The organism is Grimontia sedimenti (genome assembly GCF_011045095.1).
Classification (GTDB): Bacteria; Pseudomonadota; Gammaproteobacteria; order Enterobacterales; family Vibrionaceae; genus Enterovibrio; species Enterovibrio sedimenti.
Genome location: NZ_JAALDL010000014.1, coordinates 83,651 through 102,972 on the forward strand (window position 1 = coordinate 83,651; position 19,322 = coordinate 102,972).

Below are 19,322 nucleotides of genomic sequence, written 5' to 3' on the forward strand. Positions count from 1 at the left end.
GCGCCACTGGGGGCGAATTGCATCAAAAGATAGCGATTTGCCTTGTTACTTAACGTATTGCTCTCACAAGAATAATCGCTTACGTCGTTCTTAAATTGATGCCAAGGAGCAGGCATGACACAACCCGCCATTCAACTGCGAGGAATCAACAAGCGATTCGGCGCAGTTCATGCAAATAAAGACATCGACCTGACGGTGATGCCGGGAACCATCCACGGTATTGTCGGGGAAAACGGTGCAGGTAAATCGACGCTGATGTCGATTCTCTACGGTTTCTACCAAGCTGATTCCGGCACCATCGAAGTCGATGGGCAAACCGTAAATATCAAAGATTCTCAGGATGCCATTTCCAATGGCATCGGCATGGTTCACCAGCACTTCATGTTGGTGGAAACCTTCTCTGTTCTCGAAAACATCATGCTCGGCGCAGAAGGACACAGCCTGTTGGATGTGGCCTCGAAAAACGTTGGCGGCGCATTGGAAAAAATTGAAGAAGAATACGGATTAACCGTTGATTCCAATGCGATTGTCGGTGAGCTTGCTGTTGGTATTCAGCAGCGCGTGGAAATCCTAAAAGCCTTGTATCGTGGCGCACGTATTCTGATTCTGGATGAACCAACAGGCGTTTTGACGCCGCAGGAAATCGAACAGTTCTTCGAGATCCTCAACACCCTGAAATCACAGGGTGTCACCATCATTCTGATCACTCACAAACTTAAAGAGATCATGGCGATCACCGATTCTGTGTCTGTCATGCGCCAGGGGGCCATGGTCGCACATCGTCAAACTGCTGATACCAATGTAGATGAGCTGGCGGAATTGATGGTGGGGCGCAAGGTTCTACTGCGCGTCGACAAAACCGAAGCAACGCCGGGCGAAGAGCGCCTTAGCGTGAATAACGTTTCCTGGTTCGACAGCCGTGGTGTTAAGCGCTTAAAGAATCTGAATTTCAGCCTTAAAGCGGGTGAAATTCTGGGTGTTGCAGGCGTTTCAGGCAATGGTCAGTCCGAACTGCTTTCTGTGCTTTCAGGTGTCACGGTTCCGCAGGAAGGGGACTTTACCTTAGCTACTTCTAAAGGCAGCCAGAAGTTCGGGAGTAAAGACAGTCGTGATGCCGGCTTAATGCGACGTTTGAGTGTCGGCCATATTCCCGAAGACCGTATCAAGCAAGGCTTGGTAAAAGCGATGCCAGCCTCGGAAAGCGCCATTCTAGGCTTCCAGCATGACATTGCTTACGGTAAAGGCTTGCTCGATCCGGTAGCGATTGAAAAAGCGACTAAAGACATGATGGAGCAGTACGATGTGCGTCCTGCTGATCCACAACTGAAATCCGCTAACTTCTCCGGTGGTAACCAACAGAAACTGATCATTGCCCGTGAAATGCTGCGTGAGCCAGAAGTGCTTCTGGTTGGCCAGCCTACCCGTGGTGTGGATATCGGTGCCATTGAATTTATTCACCGTAATCTGATTGCCGCCCGAGATGCTGGTGCCGCGATTCTACTGGTCTCGACAGAGCTTGAAGAAATCATGTCGCTGTCCGACCGTATCATCGTATTGGTGGATGGCGAAATCACCGGTGATGTGATTGCCAAAGACATGGACGAGCGTCAACTCGGTATCTTGATGGCGAACGCCGCAGAGGAGGAGGGCGCAGCATGAATGTACCTCAACAAAGCGCCCCAATGTGGGTGAAAACCTTTCTGGTTCCTTTTATTCAGCTTTCTGTCGCACTGGTGATTTCCAGCTTGGTGGTATTGCTGGTGGGGGAAAGCCCAACCGCAGCATTCAGCGTGATGATTCAGGGGGCGACCAATCTGGAATTTGGTGGTCTGAATAACACCCTGTATTACGCGACAAACTTCGTCTTCACTGGGCTGGCGGTTGCTGTCGCTTTCCACGCGGGTTTGTTCAATATCGGCGGTGAAGGGCAGGCCTACATCGCGGGTTTAGGCATCGGCATTTTGATGCTGCTGCTTGATGGTGTGCTCAACATGTGGCTAATGGCGCCGTTGGCTATTTTGGTCGCGGCGGCTTTCGGTGCGCTTTGGGGCGCAGTGCCGGGTTACTTGCAGGCAAAACGTGGTTCGCACATTGTGGTTACCACCATCATGTTCAACTTTATTGCGTTTTCCGTGATGGGATACGCGTTGGTTGAGCACATCGCCAAATACGGTGGTAACTCTACCGATTCGCGCTATTTCAACCCTGAAGCCGTGTTCCCGAAACTTTATGAACTCGGTGCAAGCTATGGTCTCGAACTGCCATTCTCTCTGCTTAACCCATCTATTCTGATTGCACTTCTGGTGGCATATCTGGTGTGGGTACTGATGTTCAGAACCCGCCTTGGCTACGCGATTCGCGTTGTAGGGCAGAACGCGACAGCGGCTGAGTATGCAGGTATCGACGCGAAGAAAATTATCATTATCGCAATGACCATTTCTGGCGCACTGGCAGGTTTGATGGCGGTGAATGAAGTTTATGGTGCGCAAAACCGCCTGATTCTGAACTTCACGGGTGGCTTTGGTTTCATCGGTATCGCCGTGGCACTGATGGGGCGTAACCACCCATTTGGGATTGTGGTTGCTGCATTGCTGTTCGGTGCGCTTTATCAAGGTGGTACAGAGCTGCAGTTTGAAATGCCGAGCCTCAACCCAGAGCTGATTATGGTGATTCAAGGTCTGGTGATCTTCTTTACGGGAGCGCTCGACAGATTAATCCGCAAGCCGGTAGAAGGCTTCTTTATGCGCCGTAACACGCAAGCAGAGGGGGCATAACATGGAATGGTTTAACTGGATCCTCTCATCGGCTGATTCCACCATACGTCTCGCAATACCGTTAATTTTCGCTGCCATGGCAGGGATTTTCTCTGAACGTGCTGGCGTGGTCGATATCGGTCTTGAGGGTAAAATGCTCTTCGCCGCGTTTGCTGCGGCTGCGGTTTCCTACGTGACGGGTAACCCTTGGCTGGGGCTTCTGGCTGCGATTGCAGGTTCAATGATGTTGGCACTGGTTCATGGCTATGCCTCTATCACGCAAAAAGGCGATCAGATTATCTCTGGTCTTGCGGTGAACTTCTTTGCCTCGGGGATGACGATTACCCTCGGCCATGCTTGGTTTCAGCGTGGTGGTCAAACGCCAACGCTGCACAATGATCAGCGTTTTCTTCCCGGTGAGTTCTCGGGCGCTGAATGGTTGGGCGATACCATTCCCGTTTTAGGTCCCCTGTATAAAGAAGTGATTTCAGGCCATAACATTCTTGTCTATCTGGCGTTTATCGCGGTGATCATCACTTGGTGGGTGTTGTTCAGAACGCGCTTTGGTTTGCGTCTGCGTGCAGTAGGTGAAGAGCCAAATGCGATTGATACGGCAGGTATCTCTGTCGTTTGGTTACGTTATCGTGCTGTGTTGATTGCCGGTTTATTGTGTGGCTTGGCGGGTGCGTACCTTTCCACTGCGCAGAATGCGGCGTTTGGTAAAGAGATGACAGCAGGTCAGGGCTATATTGCGCTGGCAGCAGTTATCTTCGGTAAATGGCAGCCTCGCAATGCGCTGCTGGCCTGTTTGCTGTTCGGCTTCCTGTCGGCGCTGGAAACGCGTATGCAGGGCGTGTCGATACCGCTGATTGGCGTGTTGCCAACCCAGCTGTTCTCCGCATTGCCTTACGTGTTGACCGTGGTACTGCTGGCGGGCTTTATCGGCAAAGCTGTGGCGCCGAAAGCAATTGGGCGACCTTACGAAAAAGAACGTTAATGGCTTAAATCAGCACAAAACAAAACGAGGGCAAATGCCCTCGTTTTTTGTTCTCTAGCAATCTGCGGTTAAGCGTTTCGCTTTGCCAAGTAGTCATCCTGAAGAATGTACATGCGCTTAATGTCGCAGTACTCACCGTTCACGAAGATTTCCTTCACGAGATGGCCTTCCTCAACGAAGCCACACTTATTGTACAAATGAATCGCCTTTTCGTTGTTCACTGCCACATTCAGGTAAACCTTGTGCAGGTTCAGAATCGTAAAGGCGTAGTTCAGCGCTTTGCTGATAAGTGTCTTCGCGTAGCCGCAACCTTGGAAATCTGGCGCGATAATAATCTGGAACTCAGCATTTCGGTGAATTGAGTTGATTTCCACCAGTTCCACAAGGCCAACTGCCTGCTTCTGCTCGTTTTCTGCGATAAAACGACGTTCGGTGCTGTCATGAATGTGCTTTCTGAACAGATCTTCCAGCTCATAGTAAGATTCATAAGGCTCTTCGAACCAGTACGACATGATAGAGCGGTTGTTGTTTAGCTGGTGGATAAAGCGAAGATCGGTTTGCTCAAGGGCGCGCAATCGAATAGCGTTTTGCATACTATTTCTCGTTCTAAAGTGTCTGTTAGCGCGACTGAATTTTTGTCGGCGACGGAAGATATCACCGGATTTCGAAGTAGGGAAATGAAATGTTTTGGTGTTTTGATTGCCCTTAGATAAAAGCCGCTGATGTCGGTCAGCGGCTTTTCCTTCTGGCTATTAAGATGGAACTTGAACCAACTCCGGCTCCGTATCGTCTGTTCTTTTCTTCCGAACCAGATACCAAAGTGGCAGCAGGCCAAAGCTGATCACGGCAAGGGCAACAAGGCCGTTTTTCGCCGCGCCATAGTGAAGCACAACCTGACTACCCAGCAGTGCGCCGCCGCCAATCCCCACATTGAAAATGCCGGAGTAGATAGCCATGGTGATATCGGTCGCTTTCGAGCCGTATTCAAGCGCGCGTGTTTGCAAGGCGAGGGCGACTGTCATCATCACCGCGCCCCAAAGTGCCACACCCGGGAAAAGCTGGAATATGCCAACGCCGGATCTCGAGAGCATAGAAAGGCAGAGCGCCAGCAAACCAAAGCCCAGAATCAGGAGGGTGTTTGGATGACGAGGTTGAAGGCGACTGAACAACAAGCTGCCAACAATACCCGCTGCGCCGTAAGTCATCAGCGCCCAGGTGGTGACATCCGCACTCAGATTCCAAACCCGCTGAATCAGCGGTTCAAGATAGGTATAAGCCGTAAAATGAGCAGTGACGATAATCGCCGTCAATAGATACAGACTCAGCAGCGGCTTATTACGTGCAATCTCGGGCAGGCTTGATAAGTTACCGGAGTTGGAAACCGGCAGCGTCGGCAGCCAGCGCCAAAGTGCCAACATCAGTACGCCAGAAATCACGCCAATGCCACCGAAAGTCGTGCGCCAGCCGAACCATTCGCCAACAACGCGGCCCAATGGCACGCCCATCACCATGGCGAGCACCGTACCCGTTCCAAGTAGACTGATTGCCACCGCACCTTTGCCTTTCGGGGCCATTCTTACCGCCATCGCGACGCTGATAGACCAGAACACCGAGTGCGCAAACGCGATACCAACACGGGAAACCAGCAGCATGTTGTAACTGGTAGCCATGGCAGAAATGACATGGCTGGCAACAAACAACGCGAATACGCCCAGCATAAGGCGACGACGCTCAAAATTGGCAAGCAGTAACATTACTGGCAAAGAAGCCAGCGCCACAATCCAGGCGTAAATCGTCAGCATTGGGCCAACTTCTGCAGGGCGCATACCGAAGCTTTCGCCAAGGTTGGCTAACATGCCGACAGGGACAAACTCGGTAGTATTAAAAATAAAAGCGCTCAGGGCGATCAGAAACACTCTGAGCCAAGGCAGCAGGTTTTGGTTTTTGGTGTGCATGGTGATGAGAAGCGACAGGCAAAAAATAAACAACAAACGAAAAAGGAACGCGAGTGTAATGCAGGTTCAAAGAAGAGGCAATGGTCAAAAAAGTTGCAATCAAACCTAAGCTTCGTTTAACAGAGAAAGACAAGCGTGAACGACTTTTAGGCAACTGAGCCAACCCACCGAGCTATTCATCATTTCATACAGTTTTGCTCGCTTTCGGTAATCGCGAACTATGCTAATGTGATTCCCAATTTCCGATAAGAAAGACGATCGACAATGAAAATCTTCAGCAACTTTGACAGTGGCAACATTCAGGTGGTTTCCGCTGACTCACCAGCTAATATTCAGCTTTCAATCCCAGCCGACAACAACACAGAAACCGCGCAATGGTTCCACTTCCGTTTGGAAAGTGATTCACAGGAACTGCACCAGTTCACGCTGCTGAACCTTGCTAAATCCGCTTACCCAGAAGGTTGGCAGGATTACGATGTGGTCGCGTCTTACGACCGTAACGAGTGGTTCCGCATTCCTTCAGAGTTTGATGGCGATAACCTGCGTTTCTCGGTGATACCTGAAGCAAGCTCCATGTATTTTGCCTATTTCGCACCTTACTCTTACGAGCGTCATCAGGATTTGCTGCACGAAGCGCAAACCCACTATGCCTGCAAACTGGAAACGCTGGGTGCAACCATTGATGGTAATGACATCAGCCTGCTGACCATTGGCGAACCCGCTGAAGGTAAAAAGAACATTTGGGTCATTGGCCGCCAACACCCGGGCGAAACCATGGCCGAGTGGTTTATCGAAGGCTTACTGATGCGGCTGCTGGATGAAACCGATACCGTCGGCAAAGCGCTGATTGATAATGCGGTTATCCGTGTCGTACCAAACATGAACCCGGACGGCAGCATTCGTGGTCATCTTCGTCACAATGCGGTCGGCGCAAACCTTAACCGCGAATGGCAAACGCCGACGGTAGAGCGCAGCCCAGAGGTTTTCTACGTGCGCCAGCGCATGTTGGAAACAGGCGTAGATATGTTCCTCGATATCCACGGCGACGAAGCCATTCCCTACAACTTTGTGGCAGGCAGTGAGGGCATTCCTTCCTACGATGCAGACTTCGCCGCTTTAGAAGCCCACTTCAAGCAAGCGCTACTGACCATCACGCCAGAGTTTCAGGACGAGCATGGTTACCCGAAAAGTGCGCCAGGCACGGCTAACCTGACTGTGGGTTCTAACTGGGTGGCAGAGCAGTTCAAGTGTCTGTCTTACACCGTTGAAATGCCATTTAAAGACCACAACGATCAGCCAGACGAAATTTACGGCTGGTCACCAGATCGCAGCGCCGCCTTCGGCAGCGATATGCTGGCCGCTATTTGCGCAACATTGCCGAAGCTTTGATGGGTTGATTGAAGAAGTGAAACGCCACCGAGAGGTGGTGTTTTTGGTTGAGGGGAAAAGCGGCTGTCTAGCGTGATTTTGCCCCATTTCCATTTACGAATGTTCTTCATTTATATCGTAGAACACGAACTTTTCATTATTTAAACTAATCTTTTTCCATAGCGAATTTACACGGCGAATATTCGTAATTGCTGGCCGAACACTCAATAACCAATCAGTTTTCCATACGATCGAAATCAAGCATTGCTTTATGCTCTTGATGGTACAATCCCGCCAAAGAATTTAGACAACGATGGCATGTTGCGAAGCGAAGGGCGGTGGCCTACACAGATTTTATCTAGTATCGCTTTCATCAAATGCTTGTTACCCCAAATAAGCTTCGGAAAGAATACCCATGAGGCAACTAAAAGTGAAAAAGGCTATTTTTCTTACTACTATCCTTTCATTTTCGACACTTGCCTATGACGGCGTTGAACTGAATAAAGAAGGTTTGGATAAAGGCAATGTTTCAGGATTGAAGATTGATTACAAATCCTGCACTGTCTACCAAGGAAAAATGAATTAAAAGGCGAAGTTATCTATTGTAACCAAGCTGACAACCTAACAGTGATGTACCCATCCGAAAACTGTAACACCATTTCCAACTATCAATTATTTTCCGGCGAAAGTTATGTCACACAGTTTCGTTTTGCTTGCGAGGCACACATCAGAGCTGGTGTTTCTGCCAGCATCTTGGACAGGATTGATTAGACCCATGAGATTACTTTTTTTCCCATTAATAGTTCTTTCTTTTGGAGTAAGTGCTTCATCGAATCAAATTTACCTCGACTGTGAGGGAGAACGTTATGATAGAGAACTTCAACACTCTTTTGGCATGGTCAAAAATCAACTTTTACTGGATAAAAGCGACAAAACGATTTCACTCGTGATAACAGGTATACCAATAGAAGAAACCCCTGGGTATAAGACACCCTACTTTGAAAGTCCGACTCAGTATCAGACTGAACAAGGGAAAAAACCGATGATTTCAATCAATCGACACACACTTGAGTACGCTATTTCCCTTCCTTTTGGTAATGAAATTTCAGGGAGTTGCACGGTCAAGCAATCAGCAATCTAACTACCAAAAGCCGAGTAGCCAGCGATATGACAGATTGTTGTATGCCAGACTCTGTTTAAATCAGCGCCAGTTTATCTAGCATAACTCGAAATCGCACATGATCGACTCATGCCGAACTGTTCTGGCGCGCCTATGCCCCAAAGTGAGTCAGCGTTCCGACCATCCGAGTGCTCGAATCATCCCACAAAGTCTAAATTTTTCTCATGCATTTCATCTGTATAAATACACAATGCAATGTATATAGCAAAAATGAGCTTGTTTTTAGTACGGGACGCCCGTTTTATCCCATTCAAGTTGCAATCATTGGGCTTAAATAACTGATTTTAATAATTTATATGGTAAGCTGGCACAAGTATAAACGGACTAATCGGGCGCCCCGGATTTGTACTAAACCGGCAAGTTGCCCGCTAATAAGCTGTTATGGCTCCAGTTAAAATATGAAGTTCAGTCGGATTTATAAAGAAACAAGACTTATCTGGAAGAGAAGTATTGATATTTCAGATGGGGAGCTTTTCGAAGATGATAGTGGAATGTTTCCTTCGTTGAGCTCTGCGTGGAACGAAGCAGAAGAACAAACGCAAAACTGGAGCGAATGGCATCAGTTAATGGTTTGGTGTGTGTTTTGCGGTTATCACAAACTCGCTAGGGTGGCTTTTGAAAATGGTAAAACATCCATCTCTTTTGATGATATAGATAAAAACTATGTTCAAAGTCGTTACAAAGAAAACTTGTTTAGTAATGATGCTGGCTATGGCCGACAAATGAGAAGAGCTTACATTAATGACCTCAAGCCATAACAAGGTCATCAACGGGACACCTTGCCAATCTCGAAGCGCTAAGAAAGTAGCGTGAATACATAGGTTTGGTCAGGTTAAGTGCGGGCAAGTGCCCGTTATCACAGCGTTATATGCCATTGTTTGGAGTTTAGTTGAATGCCTACAGAAATAATCTTACTCGTTACATTTGGCGGCGTAGCTGCACTGCTCGTTTCAAAGATTAACGAATATGTTTTAAAAAGATTTTTTACTGACGAAGTAACATTAGAAGATAGAATTGATGCTCTGACTAAAGAACTGAGACATTCTAGTCAACTCATCTCTGATATCGAGGTTGAAGTTTCACAGCGTAAAAAAGTCGTTGAGGAGTTAAAAGAAAGTGCTGAACAATACAAGCATTTAGCCTCTCTTGATATAAAGCAAGTGCAGGCAGTCTCCCAAGCCCTAGAAAAGAGTACAACCAAGGGTAACAAAAAGGCAGCGTGGTTAAATTTCATTCAAAGCACCTTTTTCTTTATTCTCGGCATAGTAGCGACACACGTAATGCAAAATGGCATATAACAAATTGTTCAAGAGTGATTCGGCACGCGTGGCATTTTTACTATGCGTTGGTTTAGTGGTTAAGGTGGTATGCGGAAGCATCGGTATTGCGTGCCTCACACCTTAACAAGGCGTTAGCCATTCTCAGTAAATTAAGGGGAAAAATAGTGAATTCAGTTTTTAAATATACCGACTATAGACCGGAGTTTTTTGATAACTTCTTCTTAAAAGTATCTCGCTTTGGCGAGTTCAATGACCCATTTGAAATGGTTATGGGCAATTATTTGAGCTCCCTTGATAAAGATGAACATGATCATATGATGTCCTTCTCTAGCTCTCTATCAGACCCAGCCTCATACTATGACTATGCATGGGATGCTCAGTGTGGTGTTAGGGCTACTGTCGGTGTGTTGTGCTTTGCATCTGTTGAAGACAACCTTTTGATGTGGGCTCATTATGCTAACAATCATGCGGGCATTTGCATTGAGTTCGATAAAGCCACTGATTTCTTCAATGGTAAGTATAAAAACGCTACGACTTTCCTTGGTGAGCGTATAGATGATCACTACCAAAATATTGGTGAATTACGCGAAGTGAACTATACGATTGAACGCCCAACCTATATTGAACCAAGCGAATTAGAGCGTGATACAGAGTCTTGGTTTGTGAAGTCTCCTGAATGGGAGTATGAGCAAGAGCAAAGACTCTTGCTACCACTTGATCTTGCCGAATATATACCTAATGTTGATTTCCCATTTTTCTCAGTAGATCCAACAATGATTAAGTCAATTATTCTTGGTTGCCAAATGCCAGTAAGTAAGAAAAAAGAAGTCGTAGAACAATGTGCAAAGTTTGGTATTAAAGTTCGTGAGGCGTTTGTGCACTCTCATCAATTTAAATTGGATATAGTGGATTACAATGAATCAAATCAGAGTAAGTATCATAATATGTTCAATTTAAATCGTGTTACGTCATGGTGATAGCGAAAGGCTAACAAGCAATTTAAGAGTGATTCGGCACGCGTGGCATTTTTACTATGCGTCGGTTTTAGTGTTTAAGGTGTTATGCGGAGGCTTAGATATTGCGTGCCTCACACCTTAATTGGGCTAAGTTTCTCGCATGCAACAGAGGTACAGTATGGATAAACATCATGATTTTAAGTTTTGTGCTAGTTATAAGATGTCAGATGGCATCCGAAGCTCTATTTTTGAAAAATTTGCGAGAATCCTCTGGAGTTAGCAAGTGACTTTGAAAATCAAGTAACACGACCAGTTAAGCATACTTTGTTACATGACTTTATACTCGACTACATTGTTGGGTATATCGAATTTGAGCTTAATGATGCGGTCGGTAATGATGATTGCGGTCGAGAAATTATTGAATGGTGCCAAGAATATAGCATTGAACTAATGACTGTAGAGCAATACAACGAAAGTGCGGGTATAGCAGATGATGCTGAAGATGGGCCAGATATGTTCGAGTATAACTTTACGTACCTACGTGAAGTTGCGATACAGGAGCTTGCGCCTCAAATTCAAATTGAAGTCTTCAATCTTCTTTACGCAGATCGTTGTTTTTTAATTGAGTTTAATAAACTCATAGCAAATGACATCAAAGATATGATGAAAGAAGACTATCCTTTCTTGTTAAAAAGAGACGGTGTGGTAAACAGGGCTACATATTGGCCAGCTTGGCTAAAGAGAGCGTTATTTTGTAGAGAAAAAGGGCTATGCGCTATTTGTAAAACTGACCTTAGCTCTCTTCATCATACCACTGGAAAAACCGCCATTGATCATATGGTTCCACTAAACTTAGGTGGTGTTAATGATGCAACAAATTTACAGTTGCTATGTGAACCATGTAACCTGAGCAAATTGGGCGATGAAATAGTTACGACTAACCTTCACCCTACGTTTTGGTAGAAATTTAACAAATAAGCATTTAAGAGTGATTCCCAACGCTTGGCATTCTTCATTCCATCGTTGGGTTTTGTGTTTACGGTGGTATGGTTAAGTTTCGTGGTAGCGTTGCTCATACCTTAATGCGGATACATGGATTCCCCCGGTTGTCAAACATCCGCTAGACTTATGACGATGGGTTTTGGACTGCCGCTCTACATTCGGCCTTTCACTGACAATCAATTCTTTGCCTAATCTCAGCTAATGCGAAACATGCATCTTAAAGCATCGACTCTAACGCGATTCTGTCCATAATCGTGTTAGGCCGATCTGTTCTGGCCCCTTTTTTAGCTAGCGTTTAAATCAATGCATTTTCAGCGCTAGCCTGCTCCCATCTGTTCAATCCCATTTTAGTCTGTATAATTCGCCGCCTGTTTGTTCGTGCCACATAAAGCGGCGCTCAGAACACTTCACATCATTCACCTAGGAATACTTCATTGATTTCAACCGCTAACATCACCATGCAATTTGGCGCGGAGCCGTTGTTTGAAAACATCTCAGCAAAGTTCGGTAACGGTAACCGTTATGGCCTGATTGGCGCGAATGGCTGTGGAAAATCGACCTTTATGAAGATCTTGAGCGGCGCACTGGCACCAAGCTCGGGTAACGTGTCGATCGCACCGGGGTTGAAGTTGGGTGTGTTGAGTCAGGATCAGTTTGCGTTTGAAAACTTCAACGTGATTGATGTGGTCATCATGGGTGACAAGAAACTGTGGGAAGTGAAGCAAGAGCGTGACCGTATTTACTCTTTGCCTGAAATGAGCGAAGAAGACGGCATGAAAGTCGCAGAGCTTGAAGTCGAGTTCGCGGAAATGGACGGCTACACAGCAGAAAGCCGCGCGGGCGATATCCTGATTAAAGCAGGTATCGAAGAACATCTGCACTTTGGCCTGATGCAGCAAGTAGCGCCGGGCTGGAAGCTGCGTGTGCTGCTGGCTCAGGCGCTGTTTGCGAACCCTGATATTCTGTTGCTGGACGAACCGACGAACAACCTGGACATTCACACCATCGGTTGGTTGGCGGAAGAGTTGAGCCAGCGTAAGTGCACCATGATTATCATCTCGCACGACCGTCACTTCCTGAACACCGTCTGTACCCATATGGCAGATATTGATTACGGTGAGCTGCGCATCTATCCGGGTAACTATGATTACTTCTTGGAAGCGTCTGGTTTGCAACGCGAGCAATTACTGGCGAGTAACGCTAAGAAAGCGGCCGAGATTAGCGAGCTGCAAGAGTTCGTGAACCGTTTTGGTGCCAACGCTTCTAAAGCGAAGCTGGCAAGTTCGCGCGCGAAACGCATGGACAAAATCAAACTGGATGAAGTGAAAACCTCTAGCCGTATCAGTCCGTCGATTGATTTTGGTGAAGGCAAGAAACTGCACCGTCAGGCGCTTGAGCTGCAACAAGTGGGTCATGGCTATAACGGCGAGATGTTGTTTGAAAACGGTAATCTGCTGCTGGAAGCAGGCTCGCGCCTTGCGGTTATCGGTGAGAACGGTGTGGGTAAAACCACGTTGCTGCGCTGCTTGGTGAACGAGCTTGAGCAAACCCAAGGTGTGGTGAAGTGGGCGGAGAATGCCTCTGTCGGTTACTGCCCGCAGGATTGTACTGCTGACTTCGACAACGACATGACCATCTTTGAGTGGATTTCTCAGTGGCGCACCGCGAAGCACAACGACCTGATTGTGCGTGCAATTCTGGGGCGTCTGCTGTTTACCGAAGATGACGTGAACAAGAAAGCCAGAAACTGCTCGGGTGGTGAGAAAAACCGTCTGATATTCGGCAAGCTGATGATGCAAGACATTAACGTGCTGGTGATGGATGAGCCAACCAACCACATGGATATGGAAGCCATTGAAGCGCTGAACAGCGCGCTGAAAGTGTATCCGGGTACTTTGATTTTCGTGAGTCACGACCGCGAGTTTGTATCATCTCTGGCGACGGCGGTTATCGAAATCAAAGACAAGAAGCTGGATTACTTCCAAGGTACGTACGAAGAGTACCTTGCCCACCAACAGAAGGTGTTGAGCGCGGCCTAAAGCAGCAGCCATATCTATTCAGATACAAAAGCGCCACCCCGAAGGGTGGCGTGTTTTTTTGGTGCTTCCGCTTAAAAAGAGACCATCAGGCCGGTGATGATGTTGGTAATACACGCTTCAGGATATCTGCTAGCGTCACTACACCAATCATCTTGTCGCCTTTGCTCACCACAGCAAGCTGTACACTTGCTTCGCGCATACGCGCCAGCGCTTCGTATACAGGCGTATTGGCATCAAGTACATGCGCCTTACGTGCGATTTCACGTGCAGGGCGGTCAGTGGGTTCCAGCAGGGTATCGCGCACGTGAACCACTAGCGGTTTCAGGCCACGGTTTCCGAACACTAGAATACGCATGTGTCCTGTTTCCATCGATACCTTGCGCACTTCTGCTACGGTTGCGCGTTTGTCGACATGGGCCATCACCTGACCTTCTGTGACCAGCGTTTCAACCGGAATTGAGCTCAGGTCAATCAGGCCAGAAAGCTGCTTCTGAATACTCGGCTGCAGTGTACCCACTTTACCCGAGTGTTCGACGAGTTGACGGATGGTATCAATGTCTTGTCCACCGACAGCAGCACTTTCTACAGGCTCTACACCTGACGCTTTTACCAGTCGGTTTGCAATGCTGTTAATCCAGTTCAGCAACGGACGCAGTGGCCACACATAAGCGCGTGCCACAAGGCCAATCGCCAGTGCTGATTTTTCTGGATGCGCAATCGACCAGGATTTCGGTGCCATTTCACCGACAACAAGGTGAAGGAAAGTCACCACAAACAGCGCAAAACCGAACGACGCTCCATCTACCGCCCATTCCGGCATGCCCATCGAGGCAAACACGGGTCCAATCCAATGGTCTACCGCGGGCTTGGTAACTGCACCCAACGCAAAGGTACAGAAGGTAATGCCCAGCTGGGCACCGGCTAACATCAACGTCAGGTCATTCATGCCGCGCAGTGCAGCACGTGCAGATGCACTTTCCACTGCCATTTCTTCCAGGCGGTGGCGGCGTGCACCCATCAACGCAAATTCGATGATAACGAAGAAGCCACTCAATACGATGAGGGCAGTGGTCACCAGAGTGACAATCAACGGATCAGTCATCATTCTTCACCCTCCTCAATAGGATTCTCTACAAGCTTGACGCGCACCTCTGTTGGAACGTGTCGCTCAATACGCAACACTTCAACTTCAAGGTGGCGTTTGAACAGCTCGCCGGAAGCAAATTCGGATGGGTCGACAGGCAATTCGATAATAACGGTCTCACCTTCAGCTGGCAGAGCACCACGCTCAGCAATCAACATACCTGCGATGGTTTCTACATCGTCTTTCGGCAGGTCGTAGCCAATCGCACGCTCAACTTCGTCGATATGGACGTCACCTTCCATCAGCCATACGTTGTCGCTTTGCGGAACAACGGCATCAGCCCCGTCGGCGTCGTGTTCGTCGGTGATTTCACCTACGATTTCCATCGCCAAATCTTCAATCGTCAATACGCCGGCAAAGCCGCCATATTCGTCAATGACACAAGCCAGATGGTTGGTAGATTTCTCCAACTGATCCAGTGCGTCTGGCAGACTCATGAGCGTTGGCAGAACAGTAGCTGGACGCATCACCGATTCTACGGTGTCGTCAGCATGGCCAGCATCAATACGTGCCAACACATCAGGAAGATGAACTACACCCACAGGCGCATCGTCATCGTTCACCACAGGGTAACGGGTATGTGCTTGTGCCATGAGAGACACCAGCTCAGTCAATGTCGTTTCCGGCTCAACCCAATCCACCTGTGAACGTGGCACCATGGCGTGCTCAACGTCGCGCTCTGGGAAGTCCAGAATACGGTCCATCATCAGTGATAGTTCGACGGGGATGTCACCCGTTTCACGCGAGTTAGCGATGATATGGTGCAAGTCTTCTTCTGACGCGCTCACGTCAAGATCGTGCACTGGCTCAATGCGAACTGCGCGAAGCAGCAGGTTTGCTGATTTGTCGAAGAAGCTGATGAAAAAGCCAAACACAGACATGTAAATCAGTGTTGAGCGGGACATCATGCGAGCCATTGGCTCTGCGTTCGCGATCGCGAGGTTTTTCGGGTACAGCTCGCCCATGATCATTTGAACGACCATAGCGACACCTAGGGTGATGACGGTACCGAGCGCGATACCCGCTTCTAGCGATAACCCAAAGCCTTGCAGTAATACACCCAGACACTGGCCGACCAGAGGTTCCGCGACAAAGCCCAGAACCAGACCGGTTACCGTAATACCAAGTTGGGCACCGGACAGCATAAAGCTGGTACGTTTGGTGACTTTGAGCGCGCGTTTTGCGGCGGCATCACCAGTCGCAGCAAGGGTTGCGAGTTTTGCTCTGTCCACAGCCATGTACGCGAACTCTTGGGCAACGAAGTAGCCATTTGCTGCGATAATAGCCAAGATAAATAGAATGCCGAACAGAAGGGTAAGGAGGGTCTCAATCATTGCTGTGTCCTCCCTTGATGACAAGAAGCCAGTAAGGTTTGACACAATCGACTAGAGTTGGGGTCCACAAAGTATTCCTACAGTAATAACAGGAAGCGCAGTATATTTCCGCGATGTGGAAATAGTCTAGTGAATAGTTTGATTATCCCCTGCAAACTTACTGAGACACACGGCCAGAGGGGTTTCCATGCTCTCGGAAAGTCGGCCGCAATGGCCGAAAATCGCGATTAATGACGGCGAGTTTGGCCACTTTTGGGCTTACGGGCTGTTACAAAAATCTTTGGTTTATTCAGGCTTGTGGTCGGCTTTAGCTATCCAATTTGCCAGAAGCTTTCTTGCCAACAAAATACCCTACGCAGAAAACCGCAATAAACACGATTGTCGCCAGTATGTAAGCCAATGCTTCCGGCGCACCTAAGCCGAAGGCAAAAGCAAAACTGATTCCCAGAAATGCTTCTCTAAGCCATTCTGTAGCGGGTGAGTTGGTGCTCATACCTAGCATACCGATAAAAAGAAGAAGGGCGAGCAGGCCGACTTTGAGGCCGATAAGAGTGGAACGTTGCATACATGGCTCCCGTTAAAAAACGGGCGCCAGTATACGACAATTTATTCGGTTATAGGCACTGCGCAAGCTGGCCTTTTTTGGTGGAGGCCATCACGCAGCCGCGTTCGCTGTCCGAAGCAGCTTTACACTGGCTCATCAATTCGCCTGCAGAGGGTGCTAAGGCACCAAGAATTTTCTGAGCGTGGCTGACCACTTTGTTGCAGTCACTTTCTGCGACAGGATCGTAATCGGAACAGGCGGCAAGGCCGAAAACTGCAGTGGCTAGTAACGTTGTTTTTATGGTGTTTTTTACGTTGAACATAAATCGCATCCCCTTTTTGCTGACAACTAAAAGGGTAGGAGAGCTTTCCTAACTTTGCGATATTGAAAGGTAACTGAGACAAAAAAGGACGCCGAAGCGTCCTTTTCCCTAACTTTATCAGGTTCAGTCCCCAATAAAACCACCGGTTTGATGCTGCCAGAGTTGAGCATAGATACCACCGCTGGAAATCAGCTCTTGGTGGCTGCCTTGCTCCACGATTTCGCCCTGATCAAGCACAATCAGTCTGTCCATCGCAGCGATGGTGGAAAGTCGGTGAGCAATGGCGATAACAGTTTTACCTTCCATTAATTGATAGAGACTTTCCTGAATTGCCGCTTCCACCTCCGAATCCAGCGCTGAAGTCGCTTCATCAAGAATAAGAATTGGCGCGTCTTTTAGCAGAACACGGGAAATTGCCACACGCTGACGTTGACCGCCAGACAGCTTCACACCACGTTCACCTACCTGCGAATCGTAACCACGGTTTCCATGTGGGTCGCTCAGGGTTTCGATGAAGTCGTGAGCTTGTGCTTTCTTCGCAGCAGCGAGCATGGCGTCTTCGCTGGCATTTGGGTCACCGTAAAGGATGTTCTCACGGATAGAGCGGTGCAGCAGGGATGTGTCTTGCGTCACCATGCCTATGTTGGCGCGCAATGAATCCTGTGTGACGGCAGAAATGTTCTGTCCATCGATGCGAATTTCACCGCCTTCTACATCGTGAAAACGCATCAGCAGATTCACTAAGGTTGATTTACCTGCGCCCGAACGACCAACCAGGCCGACTTTCTCACCTGGCTTGATATTGAGGTTTAGTTTTTCAATCACACCTTTGCCTTCGCCATAGTGGAAGCGCACATCGGTGAAGTTGATGGCACCTTGAGGCACTTCCAGCGCAGGTGCGTTTGGCTTGTCCAATACTTCGACAGGCTTGGAAAGCGTTGCCATGCCGTCGACCACGGTACCAATGTTTTCAAACAGCGAGCCGATTTCCCACATGATCCATTTCGACATGCTGTTGATGCGCAATGCAAGGCTGACCGCAATAGCAATCGCGCCGACGGTGATGGCGGAGTCCAGCCATAGCCAGATTGACATGGCACTGATAGAGAACAACAGGGCGTAGTTGGCGATTTCTACCGAGATGTTAAAGCCAGTTGCCAGGCGCATTTGACGGTAAACCGTATCCATAAACACGCCCATACCTTCTTCGGCATATTGGGTTTCACGATCTGTGTGTGAGAACAGTTTGACCGTGGCGATGTTGGTGTAGCTGTCGACGATGCGGCCTGTCATCAAAGAGCGGGCGTCTGCCTGTTCGGTAGAAACCGCTTTCAGCTTAGGCACAAAGTAAGTTTGAATGCCGATATATGCCATTAGCCAAATAAGCATCGGCAGCATGAGGCGAATGTCTGCTTGTCCGACGATGAATAGCATGGAAATGAAGTAGACAGCGATGTATACCGCGACATCAAGCAGTTTCATCACCGTTTCGCGAATCGATAGGGCAGTCTGCATCACCTTTGTGGCAATACGACCTGCAAAATCGTTTTGGTAGAAGCCGATGCTTTGCTTCAGCAGGTAACGGTGCGCCATCCAGCGAATGGACATCGGGTAGTTACCAAGCAGCGATTGATGCAAAACCAAAGAATGCACTGCGACCAGTATTGGCATGCCGATCAGTATCAGCATCCCGATGGCAATCAGGGTATTACCTTCATCGACGAGAAAACTGGCCTTGTCTTGATTGGTCAGCCAGTCGACCAGTTGTCCCATAAAGCCAAACAGTGACACCTCCGCGATAGCAATCATCGCAGTCAGCACTGCCATGGTGATCAGCGGGCGTTCAAAGCCTTTGGTGTAGTGGCGACAAAAGGCGAGCAGGCCATTTGGTGGCTGTTCCGGCTGTTTAGGTGGAAAAGCCATTGTCATGCGTTCGAACAATTTATAAATCATGAATCCTTCCGGAGTAGGACGGTCGCGTTCAAAAACAGAAATGCAGTATGGAAAGAACTGATAATTAGTTACTTTCCGAAGCTGGTTAACGCGAACCCAAATGAAAGACGGTGAGATTCTATCAGGTTTAAATACCCAAATAACCTGAAGATGCAGGATTCAGCGAGATTGACTGGCGTTGTGATCGCGGCGTTCCTTTGTAGGTGTAGCCTTCTCCATCAAAAAGGAACAACAAAGAGCACGGCGTCAGTCAACTCGCCCGAAGGGAGGCCCTCAATGCGCCCACTTCTTCGTTAAGTTCCACGGAAATAGAACGACTATTCCTCGCGAAATTTGCCTCGAATTGAACGCATTGATGACCTCTGAATGCAAGTATCTTCAGGTTGTTTGGGTATAGATTGAATAATGCCAATGTTTTCTACGGAACTGTTCAATTATTCTGAACAGGCGGGCGTAGAGTATTTTTCAGTGTGATGGCCAACAAAAAGCCGACTC

Annotated in this window: 18 protein-coding genes; 11 read left to right on the forward strand and 7 right to left on the reverse strand. The window is 48.2% G+C overall.

Annotated elements, in window-relative coordinates; translation table 11 throughout:
- The first annotated feature begins 114 nt into the window (after nucleotides 1-114).
- The 3 genes from G5S52_RS17400 to G5S52_RS17410 are packed head-to-tail and all read left to right on the forward strand — an operon-like array spanning nucleotide 115 to nucleotide 3,750.
- On the forward strand, nucleotides 115-1,659 hold the full coding sequence (locus tag G5S52_RS17400; RefSeq protein ID WP_165016733.1) for an ABC transporter ATP-binding protein: 1,545 nt from the start codon (nucleotides 115-117) through the stop codon (nucleotides 1,657-1,659).
- On the forward strand, nucleotides 1,656-2,774 hold the full coding sequence (locus G5S52_RS17405) for an ABC transporter permease (protein ID WP_002539070.1): 1,119 nt from the start codon (nucleotides 1,656-1,658) through the stop codon (nucleotides 2,772-2,774). Before G5S52_RS17400 ends, G5S52_RS17405 begins: the two co-directional genes overlap by 4 nt.
- Nucleotide 2,775: 1 nt before the next feature.
- Nucleotides 2,776-3,750 carry an ABC transporter permease gene (locus G5S52_RS17410; RefSeq protein WP_165016736.1) on the forward strand — a complete coding sequence of 325 codons (975 nt, stop codon included), beginning with the start codon at nucleotides 2,776-2,778 and terminating at the stop codon, nucleotides 3,748-3,750.
- A gap of 68 nt (nucleotides 3,751-3,818) precedes the next feature.
- Here the strand turns inward: G5S52_RS17410 and speG are convergent, their stop codons facing one another.
- Both speG and G5S52_RS17420 read right to left on the reverse strand, forming a co-directional pair.
- Nucleotides 3,819-4,343 carry a spermidine N1-acetyltransferase gene (gene speG / locus G5S52_RS17415; RefSeq protein WP_165016739.1) on the reverse strand — a complete coding sequence of 175 codons (525 nt, stop codon included), beginning with the start codon at nucleotides 4,341-4,343 and terminating at the stop codon, nucleotides 3,819-3,821.
- Nucleotides 4,344-4,502: 159 nt separating this feature from the next.
- Entirely contained in the window at nucleotides 4,503-5,705 is a 1,203-nt protein-coding gene (locus G5S52_RS17420; protein ID WP_165016742.1) for a sugar transporter, read from the reverse strand.
- A gap of 264 nt (nucleotides 5,706-5,969) precedes the next feature.
- Between G5S52_RS17420 and G5S52_RS17425 the strand changes: the two genes are divergently transcribed.
- The 8 genes from G5S52_RS17425 (at nucleotide 5,970) to G5S52_RS17470 (ending at nucleotide 13,530) form a co-directional block, all read left to right on the forward strand.
- Entirely contained in the window at nucleotides 5,970-7,094 is a 1,125-nt protein-coding gene (locus G5S52_RS17425) for a M14 family metallopeptidase (protein ID WP_165016745.1), read from the forward strand.
- A 394-nt stretch (nucleotides 7,095-7,488) separates the two neighbouring features.
- Nucleotides 7,489-7,659: a hypothetical protein gene (locus tag G5S52_RS17430; RefSeq protein ID WP_165016747.1), complete on the forward strand. Its 171-nt coding sequence runs from the start codon at nucleotides 7,489-7,491 to the stop codon at nucleotides 7,657-7,659.
- Nucleotides 7,660-7,848: 189 nt separating this feature from the next.
- Nucleotides 7,849-8,214 (forward strand): hypothetical protein, encoded by a 366-nt coding sequence (locus G5S52_RS17435; RefSeq protein WP_165016750.1) that lies wholly within the window; start codon nucleotides 7,849-7,851, stop codon nucleotides 8,212-8,214.
- 437 nt (nucleotides 8,215-8,651) lie between these two features.
- A complete protein-coding gene (locus G5S52_RS17440) occupies nucleotides 8,652-9,011 on the forward strand; it encodes a hypothetical protein (protein WP_165016753.1) in 360 nt (119 codons plus the stop codon).
- Nucleotides 9,012-9,146: 135 nt separating this feature from the next.
- Nucleotides 9,147-9,551 (forward strand): hypothetical protein, encoded by a 405-nt coding sequence (locus G5S52_RS17445; protein WP_165016406.1) that lies wholly within the window; start codon nucleotides 9,147-9,149, stop codon nucleotides 9,549-9,551.
- A 146-nt stretch (nucleotides 9,552-9,697) separates the two neighbouring features.
- A complete protein-coding gene (locus tag G5S52_RS17455; RefSeq protein WP_165016756.1) occupies nucleotides 9,698-10,510 on the forward strand; it encodes a DUF2971 domain-containing protein in 813 nt (270 codons plus the stop codon).
- 303 nt (nucleotides 10,511-10,813) lie between these two features.
- A complete protein-coding gene (locus G5S52_RS17465) occupies nucleotides 10,814-11,452 on the forward strand; it encodes an HNH endonuclease (protein ID WP_165016759.1) in 639 nt (212 codons plus the stop codon).
- Between the two features lie 473 nt (nucleotides 11,453-11,925).
- The gene (locus G5S52_RS17470; protein WP_165016762.1) at nucleotides 11,926-13,530 is read left to right on the forward strand and encodes an ABC-F family ATPase; all 1,605 of its coding nucleotides are present in this window, start codon (nucleotides 11,926-11,928) and stop codon (nucleotides 13,528-13,530) included.
- A gap of 85 nt (nucleotides 13,531-13,615) precedes the next feature.
- Here G5S52_RS17470 and G5S52_RS17475 read toward each other — a convergent pair whose 3' ends face one another.
- The 5 genes from G5S52_RS17475 to G5S52_RS17495 all read right to left on the reverse strand — a co-directional run bounded on the left by G5S52_RS17475 (nucleotide 13,616) and on the right by G5S52_RS17495 (nucleotide 18,827).
- Nucleotides 13,616-14,632: a CNNM domain-containing protein gene (locus tag G5S52_RS17475; protein ID WP_165016918.1), complete on the reverse strand. Its 1,017-nt coding sequence runs from the start codon at nucleotides 14,630-14,632 to the stop codon at nucleotides 13,616-13,618.
- A complete protein-coding gene (locus G5S52_RS17480) occupies nucleotides 14,632-16,008 on the reverse strand; it encodes a hemolysin family protein (RefSeq protein WP_165016767.1) in 1,377 nt (458 codons plus the stop codon). The genes G5S52_RS17475 and G5S52_RS17480 overlap by 1 nt, the downstream gene beginning before the upstream one ends.
- 307 nt (nucleotides 16,009-16,315) lie before the next feature.
- Nucleotides 16,316-16,573: a hypothetical protein gene (locus tag G5S52_RS17485; protein ID WP_165016770.1), complete on the reverse strand. Its 258-nt coding sequence runs from the start codon at nucleotides 16,571-16,573 to the stop codon at nucleotides 16,316-16,318.
- A 49-nt stretch (nucleotides 16,574-16,622) separates the two neighbouring features.
- Nucleotides 16,623-16,874 carry a hypothetical protein gene (locus tag G5S52_RS17490; protein ID WP_165016773.1) on the reverse strand — a complete coding sequence of 84 codons (252 nt, stop codon included), beginning with the start codon at nucleotides 16,872-16,874 and terminating at the stop codon, nucleotides 16,623-16,625.
- 123 nt (nucleotides 16,875-16,997) lie between these two features.
- On the reverse strand, nucleotides 16,998-18,827 hold the full coding sequence (locus G5S52_RS17495) for an ABC transporter ATP-binding protein (RefSeq protein WP_165016776.1): 1,830 nt from the start codon (nucleotides 18,825-18,827) through the stop codon (nucleotides 16,998-17,000).
- Nucleotides 18,828-19,322: the final 495 nt, after the last annotated feature.

What these genes read in the sequence shown, in the direction of transcription:
- G5S52_RS17475 (WP_165016918.1), bottom strand. Translation starts at nt 14,632, where the DNA reads ATGACTGATCCGTTGATTGTCACTCTGGTGACCACTGCCCTCATCGTA.
- G5S52_RS17480 (WP_165016767.1), bottom strand. Translation starts at nt 16,008, where the DNA reads ATGATTGAGACCCTCCTTACCCTTCTGTTCGGCATTCTATTTATCTTG.
- G5S52_RS17495 (WP_165016776.1), bottom strand. Translation starts at nt 18,827, where the DNA reads ATGATTTATAAATTGTTCGAACGCATGACAATGGCTTTTCCACCTAAA.
- G5S52_RS17440 (WP_165016753.1), top strand. Translation starts at nt 8,652, where the DNA reads ATGAAGTTCAGTCGGATTTATAAAGAAACAAGACTTATCTGGAAGAGA.
- G5S52_RS17490 (WP_165016773.1), bottom strand. Translation starts at nt 16,874, where the DNA reads ATGTTCAACGTAAAAAACACCATAAAAACAACGTTACTAGCCACTGCA.
- G5S52_RS17425 (WP_165016745.1), top strand. Translation starts at nt 5,970, where the DNA reads ATGAAAATCTTCAGCAACTTTGACAGTGGCAACATTCAGGTGGTTTCC.
- G5S52_RS17445 (WP_165016406.1), top strand. Translation starts at nt 9,147, where the DNA reads ATGCCTACAGAAATAATCTTACTCGTTACATTTGGCGGCGTAGCTGCA.
- G5S52_RS17420 (WP_165016742.1), bottom strand. Translation starts at nt 5,705, where the DNA reads ATGCACACCAAAAACCAAAACCTGCTGCCTTGGCTCAGAGTGTTTCTG.
- G5S52_RS17405 (WP_002539070.1), top strand. Translation starts at nt 1,656, where the DNA reads ATGAATGTACCTCAACAAAGCGCCCCAATGTGGGTGAAAACCTTTCTG.
- G5S52_RS17485 (WP_165016770.1), bottom strand. Translation starts at nt 16,573, where the DNA reads ATGCAACGTTCCACTCTTATCGGCCTCAAAGTCGGCCTGCTCGCCCTT.
- G5S52_RS17400 (WP_165016733.1), top strand. Translation starts at nt 115, where the DNA reads ATGACACAACCCGCCATTCAACTGCGAGGAATCAACAAGCGATTCGGC.
- G5S52_RS17435 (WP_165016750.1), top strand. Translation starts at nt 7,849, where the DNA reads ATGAGATTACTTTTTTTCCCATTAATAGTTCTTTCTTTTGGAGTAAGT.
- speG (WP_165016739.1), bottom strand. Translation starts at nt 4,343, where the DNA reads ATGCAAAACGCTATTCGATTGCGCGCCCTTGAGCAAACCGATCTTCGC.
- G5S52_RS17430 (WP_165016747.1), top strand. Translation starts at nt 7,489, where the DNA reads ATGAGGCAACTAAAAGTGAAAAAGGCTATTTTTCTTACTACTATCCTT.
- G5S52_RS17410 (WP_165016736.1), top strand. Translation starts at nt 2,776, where the DNA reads ATGGAATGGTTTAACTGGATCCTCTCATCGGCTGATTCCACCATACGT.